Below are 22,585 nucleotides of genomic sequence, written 5' to 3'. Positions count from 1 at the left end.
CAAGGAAGGGAGCTTCCGGTCAAACGACCTGCGGTGGTCCAGACAGTGGGACGAAGCGCAACCGCAAAAGGTGTCGCAAAGCGACGGTGCTGCAAAGGATGCTGGATGGGCTCCAGCGGGCAACTTCAATCGCGAATCATAGCCGGCGAAATCAAAAAATCAAGGTGATAACCGCACCATTTTTTTTCGTGCGAGACCGGTATAACGGGATTAATGTTGAGCTCATGACGCATCACGATATCTCACGATCTGTACATTGCCATTGCGGCCGATACTCTGTCATCACGATTGGCCACGGTGGCTTCGTGAACAGCCCCGAAAGAATGTGAGCCGTCACGCAAGCTCATCAAATTCGAGCATTGAAGCGGGTGAAATCCCGAGTGTGGCGGCCAGCACGCAGATGTTATAGAGGGCGATGTTGCGCTGGCCCCGCTCGATGCCGCCGATGTACGACCGGGCGAGGCCACTTTCGAGCGCCAGGCGCTCCTGCGACCAGCCGCGCGCCTTGCGAAGCGCAATCAGGCGTTTTCCAAACAGGGCAAGCGGGTCGTACTGCATCAATATCTCGAGCGGAAGGATATCGAAGCGTACGGATTTGACCTGTTTGAGACCACGCTCTATGATAGGACGCACTATGAGTGACAATTATTGCGTCGGTCACAATGGTGCTGTGAAAGCGACGTGGGCGCCGCTCGCAATCGTAGTTGCCGGTGTCCTGCCCGATTGACTTCTCTCCGACAGGAAACTCAGTGAGCCAACCGGTTTCTGATCTCGCAGAGCTGCTTGCGTCCATGCAGCCAGAACTGAATGAAGGTGCCTATGCCTTCTCGTCCGTGCAGGCGGATAGGGACGTGTCGCAGCTCGCGCCCCTGGCGACGTTTCGTGAGCGCGAAGGGCTGACCGTCATCATCGATGAGCCGACGGCCGTGCGCGAGGATCTGCCGGTGCTTTTCCGGGCAGCGTGGATCACGTTGACCGTGCACTCGGACCTGCAGGCAGTGGGGCTCACTGCTGCGGTGGCTGAGGCGCTGACGAAAGCCAGTATCAGTTGCAACGTCGTTGCTGCAGCCTTTCATGATCACATTTTTGTGCCCGTCGAGCGCGCAACGGATGCGCTTGCTCAATTGATGGATCTCCAGTCGCGGGCAGCACAGGGCGTGGCCGGTTAGCCGTACACGCGCTGGGAGGTCTTCCGTGGTCTCCGGCGGTCATGCGCCGCTGCGGCGCTGAACCGCCGCGAGAAATTCCTGGCGGAACGCGTCAAACAGCTGACCGGTCCGTTCAGCCGAATCGCCTCCGGGAATCCGCATGCGGCTTGCCATCATGTGCGTGAGTATCAGCGGTGACGGGTCGTCCGGCGCGAGAACGGCGAGGATCTGCGCGCTCACTTCCGGCGTAACGATATCTGCCATGTCCCGACCGAGGAGCGCTGCGCCACCGATGTCGGGGTCATGGTCGTGCTGTTCGATCAGATCGAAGCCATCGTCGGCGTACAGCCTTTCCAGGTTTCCCGCCTCGCCGTACCACGCGAGCAGAAAAAGCAGATCGCTCGCGTCCTTGCGATCGACGCCGTGACGGTCCTGCCAGGCAATGACCTTGAGCATCGCTTGGGCTGGTAGTGAAGCGACCGGCACGACGAGGTCGGCATCCATGCGCACCGGCACCGCCGTGCGCAACGCCTCTTCAAAGCCAGCCACGTTCATGCGGATCGCCTGATCCGGTGGCCAGGCGATCTCGCCGCTGTCGTCCGCGATGCGCCCGAATGGGACGACGTCCAGCCATGTCCTGACGCCTGTGGCCGGGACCCGGTAATGGAGGCGGTGCGTCGCGTTACCCCGCTGCTCGAAGTGACCTGACGCAAGCAGTTCCGCTCTGAGCGCCTCATGCCCGGCCCAGCTTTCGATGGAAATACCGATATCGACGTCTGCCGTGGCCCGTGTCGGTTCAATGTCGTGAACATGCGTGAGTAGCATGTCGCGCGCGCTTGCCCCGCCGACGAACCACGGGATGCTCCTGGCCGTGGCCGCGACTGCCACCTCCCGCAGAAGGGCGATCATTTCCAGTGGAAAGGCGCGATTGGGACGCGCATCAAGCGGGGAGATATTGTTCACGCAGTAACCTAGCCGTTTCGAGATTGCGCGAGTCGCCGCTCGCGACGAGATCGGCGTAGACGAGCAGGGGCGGTACAACGTTCGGGGGACTATCCGGCATCGATGCAAACCTGATCGGAGACTTCAGGAATTCGACGTTACCCTTGTGATCCGGCCGTAGTCGGGCCTTGGCGATCCATTCGCGCGGTACTTCGTCCGTGCAGTATACGGTGAAGAAGGCCGGTTTCAGGTATTCCGTGACGATGGCCGCCGCGGGCTCTCCGCCAAACCGGCATCGGTCGGGAAGCGCGGGGACATTTCGCCACCACTCGGGCATGTCCGTGCGGTACTGTCCGAGCTGAAGGGATCCACGCAGTAGCGTCGGATACAGGGTGGTCCATTCGTCGATCATGCGGCTGCAGTCCGTGAACTGCATGCCTTGTCCGCCCGGCAGCTCAATCAGATCGCGACGGGCGAGCATGCCACGTATTGCGTTCTGAACAGTTCCGTGGCTGACGCCAGCGACCTTTGCAATGTCGCGATAGCTCTGTTGCAGTAACGAAGGGACCGAGAGCAATGTGAGCGCCACCCGCAGTGTGGACTTCGTCCAGACCCGGTCGCTGCCCTGCGGGCTTATCTGCGGTCGTGGGCGCCCCGATACGAGGATCACGCTGTCGCCAAGAAGCACGCTCGCATTGCCGGCCAGGTCGAGCGCGTCGATGTCCATCTTCCGGCAGGCGTCGACGATATTTGGGGAGAGGTAAGTCGTCACAAGAAGGGGGCGATCGCTATTGTGGGGCGTGACCTGCGCGCGGATGGCGGCGAGCGTGCCGTAGCGGTCGACTGTCTGCTTGACGAGTGCCGGTCGTTTGAAGCGGTGGGCACCGATCAGGAACTCCAGTACCGCGTCCGCACTGGCCCCGGCGGGAGCACTGCGCGGTCTGACGGAGATGCCGGTCGCGTCGGCAAACGCGATCGCGGCAGCTTCCACGATGGCAGGCAGGTGCGGAGTGGCGGGGCGCATGACGGGGAAAGGTTGTCCAATTATCTCCATTGTACACGGAGCGTGGACGCGGCGAAATTTTGGACAGAGTGTCAGGTCGTCTAAAGATTTCCGGGTGTCCACGTTACGTAGACGCGAGAATTTTTTGGACAAAGCTGCCGGCAGTTGCCCGTTGGCAGCCGCTCGCCCCTGGCCTCTGCGGCTAACAGCATGGCGCACACCACGGCAGCTCACGGAGCTTCGTGCTCTCCAACGAGACCAGCATTGGACGTGATATGCCGTTTCCCACCGTAACACTACAGTATGGTGTAGGCTGCAACGCAATCATCTGATCAATAAACAAGAACTGCAGAAAACGAAACACGGCGCCAGTTAGCGTCGGCATCAACAAGAAATAGAAGGGCGGTTATGACCACATTTACTCCCGGGGTTTGGGGACGACTGTTTGGCGGCGGATCCCGCTGGAAACTGGTTCTCGGATCACCCCGCAGCGAAATTGTCGAAGTATCGGGACAACGACGCCAAGTCGTGACGGCTTCTCTTGAGAGCGCACGCATTGAAGCCCGCTGGTTGTGGGCTACCCTGACGTTTGACCATCAAGGGGAGCATATCCGGCTGGCCGGGTTGACCAGACGCCGGGCAGCAGAGGTCATTCATGTTGCCGCACGCGAGGAAACCGAGCGCAAGCTGGTCGCGGAGCGAGAACAAAAAAAGCGTCTCGAAGAGGATCGGCGGCGCGAGTACGGGGAACTGTTGCCGCATATCAAGGCGCTCGATGCGGCGACCACAAACCTGTTCGAACGAAATCGCTACGTTCGCGGCCACGACATCCGCTGCCTGCTCGATTCGGAAGCAGGGAACATCGCCAGGCTTCCCCGGTTCACGGAGTTGCTCAATATCTGGCCGTTCGATGATGCCCGGTATGACAAGGCGCGCAAGCGGATCGCGGACCTCGGCCGAATCGTCGATCCGCCTCATTCGGCTATCGCCGACTGGAACAGGGCGTTCGTCAAACGGGAAATGGCCGATCCGCAATGGGCGGACTTTTTCAGGCATGTAGAAAAATCCGAGCTGACGTCCGAGCAGCAGGAGGCCGTGGTCGTGTTCGAGGACCGCAATCTGCTGGTGGCGGCAGCCGGGTCGGGCAAGAGCTCTACCCTCGTTGCCAAGGTCGGCTACGCGATCAGGCGAGGCTACGCCGAAGCGGACGCAGTGTTAGCACTTGCCTTCAACGCGAAAGCTGCTGACGAAATCCGTGATCGTCTGGCCCAGCGGCTTCAGATACCAATCGCGGCCCAGACGTTCCACAGTCTAGGCAAGTCAATCGTCAGCGAGGTTCAGGGCAGAACAGCCCGTGTTGAAGTCGGCACCAGGCAGCTTGTCCTGAAAATCGTCGCCGACCTGAGAAACAACGACCGTCAGTTTCTCGGCAACTGGCTATTCTTCAAGGCGGTCCATTGGGAGCCTGGCCCGGAACAGGAGTTCGACAGTATCGAGGCGTACGAGGCCTATATCAAGAGCAAGGGCAGGCGAAGAAAGGACCGCGATCAATGGGGTATTCCGACGCTTCAGGGGGAGCCCGTACGGTCATTCGAAGAACTCGCGATCGCGAACTGGCTTTATGTTCACGGTGTTCGATACCGGTATGAGGCGCCATACGAGCACGATGTGACCTCTCATGGCTGGACGAAGTACGAACCGGATTTCGTCTATGAGCTTGCGGACGGCCGCAGGCTCTATCACGAACACTTTGCATTGCGCCAGGATGGAACGTCCCCTTTTGGTAGCGCCTATGTGAAATCGGCAGCCGGCAAGCGCAAGTTGCATGCTGATTGCGGGACCCGCCTCATTGAGACGACGAGTGCCCAGTTCAGGGATGGATCTGTATTTGCCCACCTGCGCCGTGAGCTGACATCCCACGGCGTGACGTTCGCGATGAAAGCCGAAGCGGAGCTGCAGGGCTGTCTGAAGGAGCGTAAGGACCTGGATCTTGTTACGCTCCTGCATTCGCTGATTTCGCACGCGAAAGAAAGTGGCTACGACGAGAACCATTTCTCAGTCCAGGCGGGCAAGCAGCACAATGTGGTGCGGGCACAGGCGTTTCTCGAGCTCCTGTTTCCCGTGTGGCGGGAATACGAGCGCCGTCTGCACCACGAACTAAGGTCAATTGACTTTGCCGACATGATTGGCCTGGCGGCCACGTACGTCGAAACCGGTCGTTATACCGACTCCCCATTCAAGGTGATTCTCGTCGACGAGTTTCAGGACATTTCTCCGGGGCGCGCGCGGCTGGTCAAGGCGCTTCTCGCGAGGCATCCGGATTCGGTACTTTTTGGGGTGGGCGACGACTGGCAGGCGATCAACCGGTTCGCCGGATCGGACCTTTCCATCATGCGTGAATTCGAGGCGCATTTCGGGAAGACGGAGACCCGTTTCCTCAGTACGACCTTCCGGAGCAACCAGGGTGTCAGCGACGTGGCGGCGCGCTTCGTCCGAAGAAACCCCGCGCAGATTCCCAAAGCGGTACAAGCGAGAAGCAAGGAGGATGTCGGGGTCGTACGGATCGTCGAATATGCCGACAAGGACTCGCTCATTGCCTGCATTGAAAACAAGCTGGCGGAACTTGCGACGCTTGCCGGCTCGCAAATGCGCGTCGTCACGGTACTGATTCTTGGCCGCTATCAGTATGAGACGACGGAAGTGGTCACCGAACAGGATATTGACCGATGGAACGATCAGTACAGCGCGCGGCTGCAGATCAGAAAAGTGGTCGACGAAAAAAAGAAGACGACGAAGCCGCTCGATACCGTGCATAAATCGAAAGGGCTTGAAGCGGATTTCGTGCTCGTGCATAGCTTGCAGGCAGGGTGGTACGCATTCCCATCGGAGATGGAAGATGACCCGCTTCTTGGACTGTCATTTGCAAACCGGGAGGCCTTCGAGTATGCAGAGGAGCGCAGATTGTTCTATGTCGCGCTGACCCGGGCCCGTGAACAGGTCACGCTTTTCCTCTCGTCGACCGAGCCGTCCCGATTTGTACTGGAACTGCTCGGGCCGGAATATGGTAAGGCGGTTGTGTTCGAGGGAAAGGACGAACAACCAGTCCGATGCAACGTCTGCAAGCAGGGATATATGGTACAGCGGCCGGGAAAAAATGGTCCCTTCTACGGATGCACGCGATATCCTTCGTTAAAGTGCCGCAACCAGATGACCCTGGCCCGAAGAGCGAGGATCGGGCAATCAGTGTAGATTCATGCCCGCATTGGCGTACGGTTTTTCTGTCCCGCGAGTGTGTCGGCACGTACGTCGGAGGACAAAACCCAGTTGGCCGTCGTCCGAAACGTCCCGCTTGTTCGGCGAGATACCGACAAGCCGGATTCATTGCGCTGCGGCGCCCGTATGAGTCGTACTGCGCGGTACGGCTGCACCAAAATGGGCACTATGGGGCGGCTCGCCGGACGAATCGCGCACCGCACGCGCCTCGGCAGCGCCGGCGCGAAACACCAGCGCGCGTTCCATCTGGTCGATGATGATGTAGGGTGGATCGGGCCGCCAGTGCAGCAGCACGAGGCCGCCTGGGGTGTCGGCGAGGATGGCTGGCACCCGCTTCGGTTCGGCGAACTGCAGATAGATCTTCTGGCCGTCATCGAACACCTGATACGGCCGGACGTCGGCCGCACCATCCAGACGCCAGTCAAAGTCGTACACCGGCGCTGTCGCGGCCGGCGGCTCGGCGCAGGCCGACTGCAGCACGCAGCCGACAACCAGCAGCGAGGCAGACAGTACGGCAGAGGCGGAATGTTTCATCGATTGCAGCTCCCGTCGGTGACATTGGGCGGCAACATCATGTCGCGTTGCGTGATGAACGTGATGCGCTGACCGGGCTCGAGCCGCAGCGTCGGCTGGATGTTCATGTTGCGTTGAAGGATGGTCTGCGTCGTCTGCGAGAGCGACTGGGCCGTCGCCGACGACAGATCGGCCGACGCACCGCCGTTGATGTTGATCGTGGTGCCGCTCGACTGGTTCTGGTTGTGACCGATCCACGCAGCCACGCCGGCAATCAGGAAAGTCGATCCGAAGATTTTGAAGAAGTGGTTGTTGACGTCGGCGCTCACGCCGGCCTCGCCATCGGGATCGTTGCCTGAGAGACCGTCGAGGCGCATCGAGGCGTGGCGAAAGATCATCCGTGTGGCGGCCATCAGCATCAGGTCCTGACCGATCGCCACGTCGTTGCTGGTCCGGCCGAGAATGCGCGTGCCTTTCGGAATTAGTTTGCAACTGCCATCAATACTGTCGTAGATGTCGCGATCAACCATCGCGCGGAAGGTGCCGGGCATGTCGCTTTTTGCGCCCTGCAGGATGACCGTGGGAATGGGCGTGCCGCCCATGACCATGTAGGGCGAGTCGATCGGTATGGGAACCAGCGGCTTTTCGTCGTCAGCCACGTTCGACTGCTGCTTCAGCCAGTCGGCGTTATGCCGGGCATTGGCGGTTGCGGCGCTTGTCGGCAGCGGCATCGTCGACCCGGTTGCCGGATCGCGTTCGGCATTTGCGTGCGCACTGGCCGTCGATTCGCCAGCGAGCCTCGTGAGGCTTTCCGCCATGCGATCGAGTGCTGGGCCGCTAGCGTTCTCGCCCGATGTCCGGCTGGTACTACTCGCCGTATCTTCATAGGCGACAAGCGACTGGCTCTGCATGGCTTCGATCTGTCGTTGCAGCGCGAGCCGGTCTGCATCAGTGGCAGATGCCGTCCGCCCCGGCGAGCGATACTCACGAGGCAGTGGGCCGGTATCATCACCCGGCGCGCCCTTCGGAATGCCGTCGAGCGGCGTGCCGCCCAGTGGCGCGCTTTCGGCCGATGCAGCACTTGCCGCGCGGGCCAGTGCGAGCGTGTGCTGATCTTCCAGGCGCTTGCGCAGTGCGTCTGCCGACGCCTTCGGCTGCCGCGCAGCGGCCTCGAGCTGTTCACGCTGCCGCCGCTCGGCAGCAGTCTCATGAGGGTGGGACAGCGCGCGCACGAGCACGATCGCGAGCAGCGCGGAGAAGAGGGCGATGACAAGCACTTTCGCGAGGTTGCGCCGGATGCGCGTGAGCCGCGGTGGCTCCGGCGTCAGGGGTGGCGGCCTGCGACCGTTGGGTTGCGGGGCGGCCATGATCAGGGCTTCCCGTAGATGTTCTTCATCTGCGCGGCGTCGCAGCCGAAAATCCCGCAACCTTTGCCCCGACCGTTGAAGATCCGCACTTCCTGCCTGCCGCGCTTGAGCAGCAGCCCGTAGGTCGCCGTCTGCTGCACTTCGTAGAAGTCGTTGCCAAGCGGAATGAAGTTCGCGATTTCGGCTTCGCCCTTTTCATCCATCAACAGGATCGCAGGAAGCTCCGCCTGATGCGGGAACTGGAGATACGTGAACCGTCCGTCGTCGAAAACGATGACAGGCGCGAACGGTGCACTGCCTTCGATGCGGTAATCGAAATTCGCGCGGTCGAGCATGATGTGAGGACTGCCAGGGGGCGAGTGTGACGATGATGATCCGCTGGCCGGCGCAACGTCGTCTTCATTGTGCCCGTCTGCATGCGGCACGTTGCCCGGGTATTCGATGCCGAACGGCGAGGCCTGACCGGACGAGGCTTTGGCATCCGTGTCGAGGTAATGCCAGGAAACCCGCTGATACGTCTTGCCATCATCGGACGAGCGCAAGTCCAGTTCATAGCGCCGGCGTGACGTGATGATGGTCGCGGCATTCTCGAGACCGGGTAAGCGTGCCTCGATGAACACGTCGCGCTTGGTGAGGGCCGTATGTTCCAGCCAGCGCTTGCCGGTGTCGGACAGATAGACCCCGACCACTTCCTCGTCTGGCGCAAAAACCAAATGCGTTTCCTGACTAGTCCGCACGAGGATCGGGTAAAGATAGTCCGGGTCGTAGTCGTAGACAACGAGCGACGTGGCGTCAGGCGACGCATACGGACCGTTGATTGGCTGACTCGGCGCAGAATGTCGCCGATTCCGCAGGGACGATGTCACTGGACCCGAGGTGCCGGTCTTCGTGTGCCTACTCACCACGGATGGCGCACCTGACGGCAGTGGCGACGATGGAACCGGTGAGGGCGCGGGCGATTGCCCGTATGCGGTCGCGATGTTCGCAGCACAGAGCATCGCAAGACACGTTGCGTACGCGATGACGTTCATGGATTCGCTCCGGGATTGACGCCAAGGTACGGCGTGATGCTGAAGTGAGTGATGCGCAGCCCGATCGGGTTGTCCTTTTCTTCGCCGGGCTTCAGCGTCTCGGGGGCAAGCAGGAAACTGATGGTGAGCAGCATCTGGCGGGGCGCCGCGGGCTTGCCGTTCACGCTTTCGATCAGCGTGAAGATCAGGTACGCGACCTGCCCGTCGGGCGAGAACGACGTCGAGTTTTCGACGAATTCGCGAGTGAGACCAGGTGTCTGTACGACGCGCTGGGCGACCGGATCGGTTACCGTGATGTAGGTTTCGAGCTCCCGTGTCGCCGCGCCCGACGTCCAACTGACGGCAGCGGGGATCTGTCGTGTGAGCGTGTCCTGGCTGTCCGCCTCGACTGTGAAAACGCGCGAAGCCCATTTGACGAGGAAATAGCGCTTGTTGGCCGCCGTGGCGGACCAGGTCTCGGCGTAGCGATCGGACACCCAAACGGCACCGGTTTTCTCATCATGTTCGACGAAATAGGGGCGCGGGCCGCTGTGCATGCTCTGGACGATCAGGGCGGCGCATTCGCCGGTGGCGATGAGTGCGAAGCCCAGCGCGACCTTGATCGCGAGCCGCTTTTCCCAGATTGGTTTCTGGAACGCCGCGAACCAGGCGGCGACCGCTTCTCCGGTATGGGGCGGGGCTCGGAGATCGGCGGCAGAGGCAGCACGTGGTGAAATCGATGGAGGCGGTTGCTTTTGCATCGGTCATGCCTCCGCGCGGGCCAGAGCCAGCGGTGCTACACTGGGACCCAGTTCACAAGCTGCGAGGGTGCAGCCATGGCCCGACTCAAAATCATCCTGCTGTATTTCGTATTGCCGGTTCTCGTGTTCGCGGCGTTCGTCCTTTACCAGGTCGGCGTGCAGCATTTCGGCGTCGCGATGATGCTCGCGGGCGCGGTGGTCTTTCTCGCGTGGGCAGCACTTGGTCGGACGCCAAGAGATAGGCAGCAGTCTCGCGAGGCCGACGAGCAACATCTCAAAGATGCCGATGCTTCCTGGAATGCGTACTACGCGAGCCATCAAAACGAAAGTCGGCATCACTAATCTCACTTCAATACGTTAGGCGTCAGCTTGTTCCCCATGACGCCTTTCCCAAAGCCGCGCAAGCCGCCGCCGGCGCCGCCTGAGACAAGCGATTTGGCGATATCCGGCACCTGCCACATCATGAAAGCCCCGACGCCGCAGACGAGTGCGAGCGCCAGCATCGCGAGGTAGTTCGTCGCGTAATACGCGTCGCTTTGCGTGCCGCTCTGTGCAGCAGCCTGTTGCACAAGTCCCTGAATGCCGGGCAACGCGCCACTCTCGACGATCGCCATCATCAGCCAGGCCACGACCTTGAACAGGCCCGCCGAGATCGTGAAGCGCAGCCATCCGTCGAACAGGAATTCGCCTGCCGGCAGTACATACCAGGGAATCAGCACGGGCCCCAGGCAGAACGCGATGTCGAGCAGGAACGAGCCGAACTGCACGACCACCACGAAGATCAGCGTCATCAGCACGATCGCGGCGATCGCGAGCGCCTTCGCAAGGAACGCGAGCAGGATCAATGGCAGGTTCTTTATGAGCGTCCAGATCGAACTCAGGCCGGCCGAGTCGGCGCCGTTATCGCTCGTCGCCCCGCACTCCTGATGTTCGCTGTTGGGAATGACGACGCCTTCGGGGGTGACGTCCGGTACTTCCTGACACACCTGCGCCGCCTGAGTGCGCACGCCCTGCATGATGGTCGACGCGGCATTGACGAGGGCGCGTAGGAGGTCGCCCGGATTGCCTTCGCCGCCCGAGACGCGTGAGGCCATCGTCTGCATGTTGTCGACGAAATAGCTGTGAACGGTGCCGCTCCAGGCCGTGAGCATCACGAGGATGACGGCGCACTTGATCAGATGTCGGAACAGGTTCGCGAAGAAGCCTGGGAAGTCGCCTTCAAGCAGCCACAGAAACACGTGCCACGTCGCCATGACCAGTCCCAGGGCTGCAAGCAGATCCTGGCCATCGGAGACAAACAGCGTCTGCAGGCTTGTTCCCTTTGCCTGCATGGCTGTGAACAGCGCGTTCAGTACCGAGATGACGTCGTTCATGACTCAGATTCCGCACATTGCGCAAGTGATCAACGCAGCACGCCTGCGACGCGCGCCAGTGCCAGCAGGGCAGCGAGCGGCAGGGCAATCCAGCCGGCCGCAAAGACCTGCGGGCTGTCGGTCTGTACGATAAGCAGGCCCGTTAGCAACGACAGACGCACGTTGCGCGTGATCCGCCGGTCGAACTTCCACTGCGCCGCGCGTTTTTCATCAGGTCGTTGGCGGCGCAGCCGGTAAGTACGGATTCCCGTCAGGACGACCCGCAGTTCGGCGGGAGTTCTGCAGAGCGAGCGGATCAGCCAGCGCAGTAGCACGGTCGGTCTCCCGGATCACTGGTCCTGCAGCAGGTCGAAATCCGGTGCGCCCTGCGTTGTCTGCTGTTCCTGCTGGTTGACCTGTCCCATCGCCGCGGCGCGGGCGGCGGCGAGCTGCGCCGCAATGCCCTGGGCCTGCGCCTGAGCGGCGCGGTCCTGCATCTGCTGCGCGACCTGTCGCTGCATGAGCGCGTGCAGGTCGACCATCTCGCCCGCGAGCACGTTGGACTGCTGGTTCAGCATCTGGAGGCCCTGCACGGTGCCCCCAACGTTCGGGATCTGCGACTGGATCTTTTGCAGGTTCTGCGCGCGGGCGGCCAGCGTGTCGAGGTTCTGCATGTCCTGGGTCAGCTGCTGCTGATAGATCCCACCGCGGGTCGAGGCGAGCGAGGTATAGGCGGACAACCATTGCGCGGGCGACATGCCGGTCGTGTTCATTTCCGCGAGGCTGCGTCCGAAAAGCCCATTCGTGGCCGAGGTGGCCTGCTGTAGCTGCGTAATGGCGGTGGACAGCGACTGGAAGCTGGCGATCTGCGTGCGGTACGGCGCAATCGTCTGGTCGATCAGGGACGCAGGTACCTGTTTCAGGTTCTGCACCATCGTCACGTACTGCTGCAGGCGCGTGATCTGCGCCTGGACATTCTGTTCGACCATCTGCGCCTGCTGTGCGACGGACGAGACGAGTTCAGCGTGGTTCATCAATTGCGTGATCTCGGTCGCACCGCCCGTCATCCCGCCTCCTGCCCACGCCGCGCTGGCGAGCAGCAGGCCGGCCGCGAGCGGTGCGCCGGCGCGGACCACGAGGACAACGACGCGGTTACGCATGATCGACCTCCGTTGCGAAATCCGGCGTCGCATCTCCCCGCGCCCGCGCGGCGGCCTCCTCGATGTAACGCGCTTTCCAGTCGGGACGGCCCGAATGCAGATGCCGGTCGAACAGGATCTGGGCGCTCAGCTCGGAGCGCAGGATCGCAATCGAAACCGGATCGAGGGGAATGGAAATCCGGCGTGATGCGCCGCCCTGTTCGGCGATGAAGTAGTCGCGTTTGGCGACGAGCTTCTGGATCGTACGGATCTGGCCGTCCGACAGTCCAAAGTCGCGCTGGTAGGCGGTCTTCGCGGACGGCGTGAAGTTCTCGACAGGCACGAACACGCGCACCAGCACGTTGTCGCGGATCTGCGGCCAGATCGGCGAGGACGATACCTGTTCGGGCGACTGGGCGTCCATCCACACGCAGCCGAGCTTCTTGCGCATCGTAACGATCCAGTTACCGATTTGCCGGGCAAAGCTTGCATCGTCGAGCAGGCTCCAGATCTCCGGGAGCATCACGAGCGTCGGGCCAATGATTCCCTGCGCGCGCCGTTGCTCGAGCGAATCCTGGATGCGATACGTGACGTACGAAAGGAAGGGGCGCGCGATCACGGGGCTCGCGAGAATCCGGTCGGTCGCCATCGACACCCAGTGTGAGTCGTCGAAGCTGTCCGTGACGTTGTCGAAGTAGTGCGCCTGCACGGCGGGTCCGATCCACATGGCCAGTTCGTCGGCGAGTGGCCCCGCGGGCAGCGACGCGTGAATCGTGCGCAGGCGCCAGAGCCTCCGGTCGGTGCGGCTACGCGTGGCGGCGAGTGCCTTTTCGAGCTCGCGACGATCGGCAGCGGTCACGCGATAGGTGCCGCGCTGCTGTACCAGCAGAATGATCCATTCGACGAGGAATTCGAGGTGCCGTGGATCGGCCAGCAGCACGAGCGGATTCATCTGCGCACGCTCGTCGGCGTGAACGCCGCTTGCCTCACTGAAGTCGCTAATCTCGCCCGTCTGGCTGTCGAACTGCATGTAGCGACCACCCTGCAGGATGGTCGGAATGCGCATCGACAGATCCTTGTCGAAGCCGTACAACCACGCGTTCGGATACTTGCGGAAGAGCGTCGCGCACAGCAGCATGAAGATCGTCTTGCCGAAGCCCGTGCGCCCGCACACCAGCATGTGACCGACGTCGCCGAGGAATCCCGTGAACCAGTAAGGCGTGCCAAACTCGGTCGGGAAGGCCGCGAGCGCGGGGCAGCGTACCCCGGTTTCCTTCGTCAGGTGCGCGTTGATGCGGTGGCCGTCCGAAACACCGCGAAGCGGCAGCAGCCGCGCCAGTGCTTCGGTATCAATGAACGACCAGCGTGCGCATTCGCGCCACATGCCGGGAATGGTCGTGGCGAAAGCGGACAGAGCGTGCAGTGTTTCGCGCACCGGCGTGAAATGGGCCGCGCGCAGTGCTTCCTCGACCGCCTGGTGGGTCGCCACGGCCTGGGCCCATGCGGTTTCCGCGACGCGCCCATCGTCGAACGGACTGGTCCCGAACGCCGGCGAGTACGAGAGCACGGACAGGTTGTAGTAGCCGTAGACCTCTTCGGCCATCTCGACCTTGCCTGCGCGGCGGTTCGCGTCGTCGGCCGCGGCCGACCGTGACTGGTTCTGGCGCGCGCCCGACAGGTCACCGCCGCGCAGGGTGGCCGCAAGCAGTGACCGGGTATCGAGCCGGCGTCCCTCGTGATAGCGGCGCACCCCGTCGATGAAGCGCATCGCGGCCGACGGCGTGGTGAGCCGGAAGCAGTGACTGATGGTCAGTTCCCCGGGCACCTTGAGCAGACCGTCGAGGCTGGTCGGCAGCACGCTGTCGGGCCAGAAGTCCCGGCGGGCCGGAATGCCCGCGGCGATCCCGAAGCGCTGCCGGCCGCCCGCATAAAAGTGCAGGTAATCGTGCCCGGGGCGGACCTCCGTGTCACACATCGCAACGTCGAGCGCCGGGATGTCGGGGACAGGGATGGTCTCAAGATGATCGGCGGGCGGCGCGGCGCACGCATGCATGAACGCGCCCAGTCGGTCGCCGGAGAGGCACCGGCAGTTCAGACGCTGATTGCCGGCGACGAAGCCGAACAGCGTGGTCTCGAATGTCTCGACGATTGCGGCGAGCTCCGACGCGGTGTACGCGAACAGGTACTGATCGGAGAACGTGCCGCGCACGGCCTGCAGCAGCGACCGCGTGATGGAAAGCCCGTCGTGCGTCATGCCATGTGTGACCTTGCCCGCGAAGCGGTCAATGCCGACGTCGGGCGCGAGCGTGAACGTCACATAGTGACGGTTCATATAGTTCGCACCCAACTCGAACGTTTCGCGTCGCGCGTCGTCAACCCGCTGTGAGACTGGATCGGGCATCGGTGTGCTGAGATACTGCGCACTGCGACGGCGGTGCACGGTCCACCATAGCGCGATGGGTCGACGCGCCATGTCGCGCAGCGACGTGACGAGGTTGTTCATCAATTCCAGGATGTGGCTGCCCGACAGTGCGTCCGCGTCCGGCCCGGCAAATTCGTAGGTCACCATCAGTGCAGAATCCTTGTTGACGACGAGCGAATTGCTGAACCGGAACAGCCACGGCACCAGCTCCGCGGTCGAGCGGCGATCGCCATCGGTTCGCCGGGCGATACGCGCGAGCGACTCGCTATCAAACGGTGAGCGTGCGAAGGCGGGCATCAGCACGGCAGGCCTCGCGCGAATCCTTTTGGGCGGGCGTTGACCTTCTGTCGCAACACCTGGCGCGGTTCGTAGTAGTCGCCCTGGAGGCTGTATTTCGTGTAGCAGCGGATCTGGTCCGGATCGCGACGCACGGCGAGCCATAGGACGGGGTGCGTGACCAGCACCGCGAGCAGCACCCACGCGTTGCGCATGCCCGCGGCAAACGTGATGACGATGGCCGCCTGCGCGATGCACCAGCGGCGGTCGATGCCAAGCAGCAGGAACTGTTCGAGCATCGTCTTGCGGATGCGGGCGGCGAGCGGATCGTCCGGTTCGCCGGCCAGGTCGCGATGATCGGGATTCCGTTCTTCCATCACATGATGCCCCTGGATGTGCCCGTCAGAGCGTGCCGGTGCAGGCGGCACCGTGGTTGAAGACCTGCGCCCAGAGCAGCGGCATGTTCAGGATCGCGAGTGTGCCGAGCACGCCGCGCAGCACATGGGTCTTGATGTTGCTGCGACCGTCGTCGAGCAGCCACAGCACGATCGAGCCGACCAGTGCCGAGAGCGACACGACCTCGAGCAGTTCGTTGTCGAGCACGTCCTGATAGACGGTGCAGAGCCCCCCGTTCCAGATGCCCGCGTGGGCCAGGACCGGGATCGAGCCGAGCCACAGCGCAACGAGGACACTTCGCATCGTCGGTGCATGCTGGCGGAGAAGGGCGCGCCACGCGCGGCGGACTTCCCCGACATGGCGGCCGATATGTCGACAGATACGGGAGACGATGCTCCGTGCAACGGCAATGCGGAGACGGATGACTTCATGCATGGACCAGCTCCTCTGCAATGGCGTCCGCTGCGGCGTAGCGGGAAAACAGGCACCGCGTGATGTAGCGGTCGTTCTCGACGCCGAGCACTTCACGGATCTCGACGGGGCCGCGCACGGCGCCCTGCCGTTCAGCGTGCACAAAAAAGCGGAAGGTCGAGGCGATCCGGTGGCGCAGATCGGTGATCGTCATGAGGCGTCCTTCATCGCTCATGCGGATGAGCGATTCGAGCCGCGCGGGTGCGGTATCGGCTGAGTCCGCATGAAACGAAACGATGGAGCCGGGGTGACCCGTGTTGAGCGCTTCCATGAGGTCGAAGGCTTCGGCGCCGCGTACCTCGCCGACGATGATCCGGTCGGGACGGATGCGCAGCGAAAAGCGCACGAGCTCGCGGATCATGATGCCGAGATTCGTCTCGAGTCCCACATGATTGGGCGTGTGGACCTGCAGTTCCGCCGTATCCTCGATCGTGACGATGCGCTCGTCCGGCGGCATGGCATCGATCATCGCGTTGAGCAGCGTTGTCTTGCCGGATGAGGTGCCGCCCGAGAAGGCGACATTGATCCGTTCGCGCATCACCCACTGGAAGAACTCGCGTAGCGCGGCACCGCCGCGAGAGAGGCGCGCGAGCAGCGCCGCGTCCCGACGACGGGTAAAAGGTGACCGTGTGGCCGGCAACACGTCGAAGGCGCCGTTGCGTTCATAGTCAGCCAGGCCAATGCGGCGACGCGCATGCCTGCGGATCGACAGCATGTCGCCGTGAATGGCAACCGGATGGCGGGCTGCCGCGATGCGTAGGGCAGGCAGCCGTGCGTCAAGCAGCGGTGTCTGCGCCTTCGCGTTGACGTTGGCGAGGATCGTGATCGCGCGATCGAGCGCGTCCGGGTCCAGGTGGCATCCAGCGACGAACGAGATAACGCCGTTGCGCTCGACGAAGATCGTGTCGGCGCGGTTGACCATGATCTCCTGTACGTCGGCGTCGGCGAGCATGGATTGCAGTGGGCCGAGGTAGTCGTTGAGCACCGCGATCGCGTAATCGTAAGTGAGCCGGCTCATTGCCCGTTCTCCCATCCGATGGGTTCGAAAAGCTGGGCAATGAAGTCCGGTTTCGCTGGTCGAGCCTCCACGACTTCCGGTTGTTCGCTCACGGTCGCTTGGGGCACTTGTAGTTCGCGGTATACGCGCCGCGCATAGGCAATGCGTTTTTCGTGCGCGCCCGCGTTGTATGCGCCGATGGCATCCCACGTGAGTCCGAGACGACGGATGTTTTGCGACAGGATCCACACACCGACATAGGCGTTGGTGCAGCGGTTGTAGAGGCCCGCGCGCGAGACGCCAAAGCGCGAGAGTGCCGTGAGCCAGCGGCTGTTGATCTGCATCAGTCCGATGTCGGTGGTGCCGTCGCCGTTCAGATGGATGACGCCGGCACGCTGACCGGACTCCACGGTGGCAATCGCGCGTACCAGCCGGACATTGACGTGATGAAAACGCGCGGCATCGTCCAGGCAGTCGGCGCGGACCGTTTGGGTCACTACAACGAGCAATGCACACAAAGACATCGTCCAGACACGCTTCACGTCGACCTCATCCGGTTGGGGGTGCCATCAGAAAAAGAACCTGCCGGGAGCGGGGAGCAGCCCGGCAGGTCAACAGCGCGCGTCAGTCCAGGGGGGAGGACTGACGGCTTCACTGTAGGCAGCGCAGGTGCGCAGATGGCTGGAATGCCTGCACGGAAACGATGGCGCTCGTGCGGTCATCTGTGACTGAGCGTGACCGCGCCAGTTGAAGCACGGGTGCTGTCCAGGGCGCGACAAAGGCGTCGGGGAAGGCCGGAAACGCAAGGGGAATAAAGGGCGCCGTAAAGGGAAGGGCCCAATCCAAAGGCCGCGGGTGATGCTGGGATGAGTCGCATCACCCGCTCAAAGGCGCAAACGCCGAAGGGCAAAAAAGGGCGTGGAGCATGGGAGAAGAAACGCAGCGGTGCTTGCCGCAGAAGGCTGGGAAGGATCAGGGAGCGGTCCTCGAATCGCAGCCGTCCGTCAGGCAGCATGACTGCGCGGCGCGGCACGTTCTCGTGCAGCCATTTGCGGCAGGCGCTGCGGGCCAGTGCGTACGGTTGAACCATGCGACGCGTTGAGTCGCGCGCCTCATGACCGAGCCAATCTCGTCTTCCCGCTCTGCCGGAAACCCTACATGGCCTTAGCCAATGCCCTTAACTGGTTGAAGTTGCCACGATCGTCGATGGTGCAGGCGACGCGGCCGATGCCACCGGCTGCGCCGCCCGTCACACGCGGCGTGCCGCCTTCGTCGCAGTATCTGCCGGTACTGGGATACCGCGAGCTGATTCGGCGAACATGCGTCGAGGGGATGGTCCGCCGTATCTCCAGCAGTTTCGGGCTGTCGCCTGAGAGCGAGCAGCGCGACCTCGAACCGTTGCTGCAGCGGCTCGCGGAATTCGTGCAGCTTCTGCCCGCGTCCGAATCGCATCATCACGCGCAACCGGGCGGCCTGCTGATCCATCTGCTTGAAGTGGCGCGCTATGCGCTGCATGTGCGCGAAGGATACCGGTTGCCGCTCGGGGCGAGCCCGGAAGACCAGATGCGGCATGGCGCGCGGTGCAGTTACGCGGTGCTGGTCGCTGCGCTGCTGCATGACATCGGCAAGCCGCTCGCGGATCTGAAGGTCGATCTGGCCACCGGCCACGAGGTGCGGCCCTGGATGCCGATGGCCGGCAGCATGAACGAGCAGGGTGGCGAATGGTATCGCGTGGATTTCCCGGCGCCCGGCGAGCGGGATTACGGCGCCCATTCGCGACTCGCCATCGTGCTGCTGCAGCGCCTCGTGCCGGCAGCTTCGTTGAGCTGGCTGGCGCAGTACCCCCCGGTGCTGCAGGAACTGGCGGCATACCTGTCCGGCGATGGCGGTGGGAAAGACAGCGCGAAAGATGGTGCAAAAAATTGCGCACTGGCGAAGATCGTGGGCGACGCGGATCGCCGCTCCGTCGCGGAAAACCTGCTTGCCGGCCCACGTACGCGGTTTTCAACGGCGCGTGCCGTCCCGCTGATCGAGCGCCTGATGGAAGGACTGCGGCGGCTGCTCGCCGAGGGCGGTGTGCCGCTCAACCGCGCCGGCGCGACGGGCTATTGCGATGGCGAATCGCTCTGGTGCGTGGCCAAAACGCTGGCCGAGGCCGTGCGCCATTACCTTGCTTCGAATGAGGAACAACAGCGCGGCGCGGCAGGCATCCCGACGGACAACAACCGGCTCTTCGATACGTGGCAGGAGTACGGCGCGCTGGTGCCCACGCCAGAAGGTGGTGCGATCTGGACGATCGCGGTCGCGATAGGCACCTGGACGCAGACGTTCACCGTCCTGCGCTTTCCGCTCAGACGGCTCTATGCGGATCCCGCCCGCTATCCGCGTTCGCTTCCGGCAGGCTCCATTCAGGTTATCGAGTCGGGCACTGGGCCGAAGCCGACGGAGGAACCAGCCGGCAACGCTGATGGCGGTGCAACGCCCATGCCAGCAGAGACTGCTCCGCGAGCGCCGTCGCAGGTGGCGGAAGTCGCGACGACGGTGGCGGTTGGACAAAGCGCCGAGGCGCCAGACTCAGCGGCGTCACCCGCGCGCGAAGAGCTGGATCGGCCGGATTGCCGGGATCGTCATGACGCGGACGATAACTCGCCTGGATTGCAGGCGAGGGCCGCGTTCGAAGCCGATTCCATCGACGAGGGCGAGCCCGCATATTTGCCGGACACCGAGAGCGCCGCGGTGCTGGATGACGAAGTGGCCGTCGGTCACGGCCAACCTAGGGATGATGGGCCCGTAGCGGATCAGGTGAGTGCGCCGGTGCGTCCGCGCGAGAAGGCGCGGGTCCCGTCGCGATCCATTGCCACCCGCGCGGGTGCGCGGCAGCCGCGGCCCAATGCGGAACGGTTCATGGCCTGGGTGCAGGAGGGGGTGGCCAATGGCGGATTGCCTTACAACGAATCGATGGCCCGCGTGCATTTCGTGCCGGAGGGCATGCTGCTGGTGACGCCCGCAATCTTCCGCGATTTCGCACAAGCCCATCGGGAGGCGATCGAGCAGACGCCGGCTGAAGATGGCCGCACGCCCGAGCCATGGAAGCAGGTCCAGCGCGATTTCCAGAAATCCGGCTATCCGGTCACAGCGGATGGCGATGGCGCGGGGCGCTCCTATCTGATCCACTACAACATCAAGGGCGCCGGCGGCCGTCAGTTGTCCGTGATGCTCGTGCCCGAGCCGGAGCGGTTCTTCAATCCCGTGCCGCCGCCGAACGCGATGATCCAGTCGAAGCAGAAGGCCGTCGTGGTGGAAGACGCGGCCCCGGTGCAAGACTGAACCGGGAACGCGGACGGCGGAGATGGCGTATCCGGTCGAGAACCTTTTCCGCAAACCGGCCGAGCTGCTGTCCTGCGTTGCTGCGCTCGTTGCGACCGGAATCCTCTGGTCCCATCCGGCGCTCTTCCTCATCACGCCCGCCACGGGCGGCGTCACGACGCTTGCCCTGCTGTCACTCGCCTGGACTCGCGGGCGACAGGCATGGCGGCTGATCCGCTTCCAGCGCAACCTGCGGCGTCTGCCGCAATATGTCATTCCCGCGGCTGACATTCCGTGCTCCGCGAAGGAGGTATTTCTCGGGCGGGGCTTTCGGTGGAGTGTCATTCACACGCAGCGCCTGTATCAGGCCCGGTTTCCCGAAAACCGCCGGCTGCTGGCCCGCAATGACCTGTACGACCGGGCGCGGGATCATGAGCGGCAGCGTCCCGGCAGCCGCATCGCGCGCGTGACGAGTCGCGAAGCATGGTGGAATCCTGTCGCGCCGCTGCCGCCGGTCGGAGGCGACCCTGCGCTGCATGGTGTCGAGCCGGACGAGCGCGATATCTGGTTCGACATTGGCGAGCGTGTGGGGCACATGGCGGTGCTGGGCACGACGCGCGTGGGCAAGACGCGGCTGTGCGAGGTGCTGGTTGCCCAGGACATCCGGCGCGGCGACATCGTGATCGTGTTCGATCCGAAGGGCGACGTTGACCTGTTGCTTCGCATGTACGCCGAAGCGAAACGTTGCGGACGGGAAGGCGAGTTCACGTTCTTCCATCTCGGCTATCCCGACCGGTCGGCGCGCTACAGCCCGATCGGCACCTACTCGCGGATTACGGAGGTCGCCACGCGCATCGCAGGCAACCTGCCGAAGGAGGGCCAGTCAGCCGCATTCCGGGATTTCGTCTGGCGCTTCGTGAACGTGATGGCGCGGGCGATGAGTGCGCTCGGCATCCGTCCCACCTACGAGATGATCTACCAGAACGCGGTGAATATCGACGGGCTCGCGTTGCGGTACTTCCGGTTCTGGCTCGATCGCGATCACGCGGGATGGGAGGAGGGGCTCGAACCCCTGGACAAGGAAGAGGCGAAGCAGGCGATGCGCCTGCAGCGCAATCAGGAAGTCCTGCAGGTGGCCAATCTCATCCGTCAGCAGGGCTGGACGGATCCGATTGCCAACGGCCTGCTGTCGGTGATCAGCAATGAGCGCTCGTACTTCGACAAGCTCGTCTCGTCGCTCTATCCGCTCCTGGAAAAGCTCACCACAGGAAGGACCTCAGAGCTGTTGTCACCCGACTACGACGATCCACACGATCCGCGCCAGGTGTTCGACTGGAACCGGGTCATGGACCGTGGCGGCATCGTGTACGTCGGACTGGATGCGCTGTCCGACTTCGAGGTCGCGGGCGTGGTCGGCAACGCGATGTTCGCCGATCTGACATCGACCGCGGGCCGCATCTACAAGTATGGGCACGGCTACGGACAAAGCACGGCAGGCAGCCACCGGCGCGTGTCGATCCACGCGGACGAGTTCAACGAACTGGTCGGCGACGAATTCGTACCGATGGTGAACAAGGGGGGCGGGGCGGGTTATCAGGTCACGGCCTACACGCAGACGAGCGCCGATCTCGAGGCGAAGATCGGCTCGCGCGCGAAGGCCGAGCAGATCTTCGGCAACTTCAACACGCTCGTGATGCTGCGCGTGAAGTATGTGACGACCGCGAAGATCCTGACCGACCAGCTCCCGATGGTCGACGTGAAATCACTGACGCTTGTGTCGTCGGCGACGGACGCCGTGCGCCGCGGTGAGGGTGTGCATTTCACGGCGCAGACGCACGACCAGGTTTCAGTGCGAGAGGTGCCAATGCTACAGGCGGCCGACCTGACGCAGTTGCCCAAGGGCCAGGCGTTCGCGCTCGTTGAGGGCGGCCAGCTTGTGAAGGTCCGGCTGCCGCTGCTCGATGCGCATGACCCCGTCATGCTGCCCGGGCTCGACGACGTGGTGGCGGACATGCGTTCCCGCTATACGTCTTATGTCCAGGCCGTATCGGCTTTCGATGAATCGGGCGGTGTGGCGCCCGACGCCATCGGTGGCGCGGTGGGCAGTTTCATGCCGGTTGGAGGGAACGTCATCGGTGCTTCGCAATCCACCACCGAACCGTGGGCTGTGGAAGGCAAGGGCGCGGGATTCTGACGCGATGGAGTGAGC

General features: G+C 63.0%; 20 protein-coding genes. 5 read left to right on the top strand and 15 right to left on the bottom strand.

Going from position 1 to position 22,585, the window contains the following annotated elements:
• Positions 1–333 precede the first annotated feature (333 nt).
• Complete coding sequence (locus PL79_RS21320) at positions 334–558, bottom strand: helix-turn-helix domain-containing protein (RefSeq protein WP_013588624.1); 225 nt, start codon at positions 556–558, stop codon at positions 334–336.
• Positions 559–749: 191 nt separating this feature from the next.
• Between PL79_RS21320 and PL79_RS21315 the strand changes: the two genes are divergently transcribed.
• Positions 750–1,169, top strand: coding sequence for an ACT domain-containing protein (locus tag PL79_RS21315; protein ID WP_044845108.1), 420 nt, complete (start codon positions 750–752; stop codon positions 1,167–1,169).
• 39 nt (positions 1,170–1,208) lie between these two features.
• Here the strand turns inward: PL79_RS21315 and PL79_RS21310 are convergent, their stop codons facing one another.
• Both PL79_RS21310 and PL79_RS21305 read right to left on the bottom strand, forming a co-directional pair.
• Positions 1,209–2,057: a nucleotidyl transferase AbiEii/AbiGii toxin family protein gene (locus PL79_RS21310; protein ID WP_052664654.1), complete on the bottom strand. Its 849-nt coding sequence runs from the start codon at positions 2,055–2,057 to the stop codon at positions 1,209–1,211.
• Between the two features lie 31 nt (positions 2,058–2,088).
• A complete protein-coding gene (locus PL79_RS21305; RefSeq protein ID WP_044845160.1) occupies positions 2,089–3,114 on the bottom strand; it encodes a type IV toxin-antitoxin system AbiEi family antitoxin in 1,026 nt (341 codons plus the stop codon).
• 387 nt (positions 3,115–3,501) lie between these two features.
• On the opposite strand from PL79_RS21305, the gene PL79_RS21300 reads away from it, so the two are divergent.
• On the top strand, positions 3,502–6,342 hold the full coding sequence (locus tag PL79_RS21300) for a UvrD-helicase domain-containing protein (protein ID WP_082088513.1): 2,841 nt from the start codon (positions 3,502–3,504) through the stop codon (positions 6,340–6,342).
• 129 nt (positions 6,343–6,471) lie between these two features.
• Here the strand turns inward: PL79_RS21300 and PL79_RS21295 are convergent, their stop codons facing one another.
• Genes PL79_RS21295 through PL79_RS21280 form a run of 4 tightly spaced genes read right to left on the bottom strand, consistent with a single transcriptional unit; the run spans position 6,472 to position 10,017 of the window.
• Entirely contained in the window at positions 6,472–6,900 is a 429-nt protein-coding gene (locus PL79_RS21295) for a TrbG/VirB9 family P-type conjugative transfer protein (RefSeq protein WP_044845105.1), read from the bottom strand.
• Positions 6,897–8,246: a TrbI/VirB10 family protein gene (locus PL79_RS21290; RefSeq protein ID WP_044845104.1), complete on the bottom strand. Its 1,350-nt coding sequence runs from the start codon at positions 8,244–8,246 to the stop codon at positions 6,897–6,899. Before PL79_RS21290 ends, PL79_RS21295 begins: the two co-directional genes overlap by 4 nt.
• A 2-nt stretch (positions 8,247–8,248) precedes the next feature.
• Complete coding sequence (locus PL79_RS21285) at positions 8,249–9,277, bottom strand: TrbG/VirB9 family P-type conjugative transfer protein (RefSeq protein ID WP_044845103.1); 1,029 nt, start codon at positions 9,275–9,277, stop codon at positions 8,249–8,251.
• Positions 9,274–10,017 carry a VirB8/TrbF family protein gene (locus tag PL79_RS21280; RefSeq protein ID WP_044845102.1) on the bottom strand — a complete coding sequence of 248 codons (744 nt, stop codon included), beginning with the start codon at positions 10,015–10,017 and terminating at the stop codon, positions 9,274–9,276. Before PL79_RS21280 ends, PL79_RS21285 begins: the two co-directional genes overlap by 4 nt.
• Positions 10,018–10,092: 75 nt before the next feature.
• Between PL79_RS21280 and PL79_RS21275 the strand changes: the two genes are divergently transcribed.
• Positions 10,093–10,359: a hypothetical protein gene (locus PL79_RS21275; RefSeq protein ID WP_044845101.1), complete on the top strand. Its 267-nt coding sequence runs from the start codon at positions 10,093–10,095 to the stop codon at positions 10,357–10,359.
• A 2-nt stretch (positions 10,360–10,361) separates the two neighbouring features.
• Here PL79_RS21275 and PL79_RS21270 read toward each other — a convergent pair whose 3' ends face one another.
• The 8 genes from PL79_RS21270 to PL79_RS21235 form a co-directional block, all read right to left on the bottom strand.
• Entirely contained in the window at positions 10,362–11,390 is a 1,029-nt protein-coding gene (locus tag PL79_RS21270) for a type IV secretion system protein (protein WP_044845100.1), read from the bottom strand.
• A gap of 29 nt (positions 11,391–11,419) precedes the next feature.
• The gene (locus PL79_RS21265) at positions 11,420–11,704 is read right to left on the bottom strand and encodes a hypothetical protein (RefSeq protein ID WP_044845099.1); all 285 of its coding nucleotides are present in this window, start codon (positions 11,702–11,704) and stop codon (positions 11,420–11,422) included.
• Positions 11,705–11,719: 15 nt separating this feature from the next.
• Positions 11,720–12,529, bottom strand: coding sequence for a conjugal transfer protein TrbJ (locus PL79_RS21260; RefSeq protein WP_235879296.1), 810 nt, complete (start codon positions 12,527–12,529; stop codon positions 11,720–11,722).
• Positions 12,522–15,227 (bottom strand): VirB4 family type IV secretion system protein, encoded by a 2,706-nt coding sequence (locus PL79_RS21255; RefSeq protein WP_044845158.1) that lies wholly within the window; start codon positions 15,225–15,227, stop codon positions 12,522–12,524. Before PL79_RS21255 ends, PL79_RS21260 begins: the two co-directional genes overlap by 8 nt.
• A complete protein-coding gene (locus tag PL79_RS21250) occupies positions 15,227–15,583 on the bottom strand; it encodes a VirB3 family type IV secretion system protein (protein WP_235879295.1) in 357 nt (118 codons plus the stop codon). The genes PL79_RS21255 and PL79_RS21250 overlap by 1 nt, the downstream gene beginning before the upstream one ends.
• Positions 15,584–15,608: 25 nt before the next feature.
• A complete protein-coding gene (locus tag PL79_RS21245; RefSeq protein ID WP_135801109.1) occupies positions 15,609–15,905 on the bottom strand; it encodes a hypothetical protein in 297 nt (98 codons plus the stop codon).
• Between the two features lie 124 nt (positions 15,906–16,029).
• Positions 16,030–17,091, bottom strand: a complete 1,062-nt coding sequence (locus PL79_RS21240) for a CpaF family protein (protein ID WP_044845097.1) — start codon at positions 17,089–17,091, stop codon at positions 16,030–16,032.
• Positions 17,088–17,612, bottom strand: coding sequence for a lytic transglycosylase domain-containing protein (locus PL79_RS21235; protein WP_052664652.1), 525 nt, complete (start codon positions 17,610–17,612; stop codon positions 17,088–17,090). The genes PL79_RS21240 and PL79_RS21235 overlap by 4 nt, the downstream gene beginning before the upstream one ends.
• 616 nt (positions 17,613–18,228) lie before the next feature.
• On the opposite strand from PL79_RS21235, the gene mobH reads away from it, so the two are divergent.
• The gene (gene mobH / locus PL79_RS21230; protein ID WP_044845095.1) at positions 18,229–20,397 is read left to right on the top strand and encodes a MobH family relaxase; all 2,169 of its coding nucleotides are present in this window, start codon (positions 18,229–18,231) and stop codon (positions 20,395–20,397) included.
• 22 nt (positions 20,398–20,419) lie between these two features.
• Complete coding sequence (traD, locus tag PL79_RS21225) at positions 20,420–22,570, top strand: type IV conjugative transfer system coupling protein TraD (RefSeq protein WP_044845094.1); 2,151 nt, start codon at positions 20,420–20,422, stop codon at positions 22,568–22,570.
• Positions 22,571–22,585: the final 15 nt, after the last annotated feature.

This window comes from Burkholderia sp. USMB20 (assembly GCF_000949135.2).
In the GTDB taxonomy this organism is placed as follows: domain Bacteria; phylum Pseudomonadota; class Gammaproteobacteria; order Burkholderiales; family Burkholderiaceae; genus Burkholderia.
The sequence above is the reverse complement of the archived record's forward strand: the minus strand, read 5'-3'. Positions and strand labels throughout refer to the sequence as shown.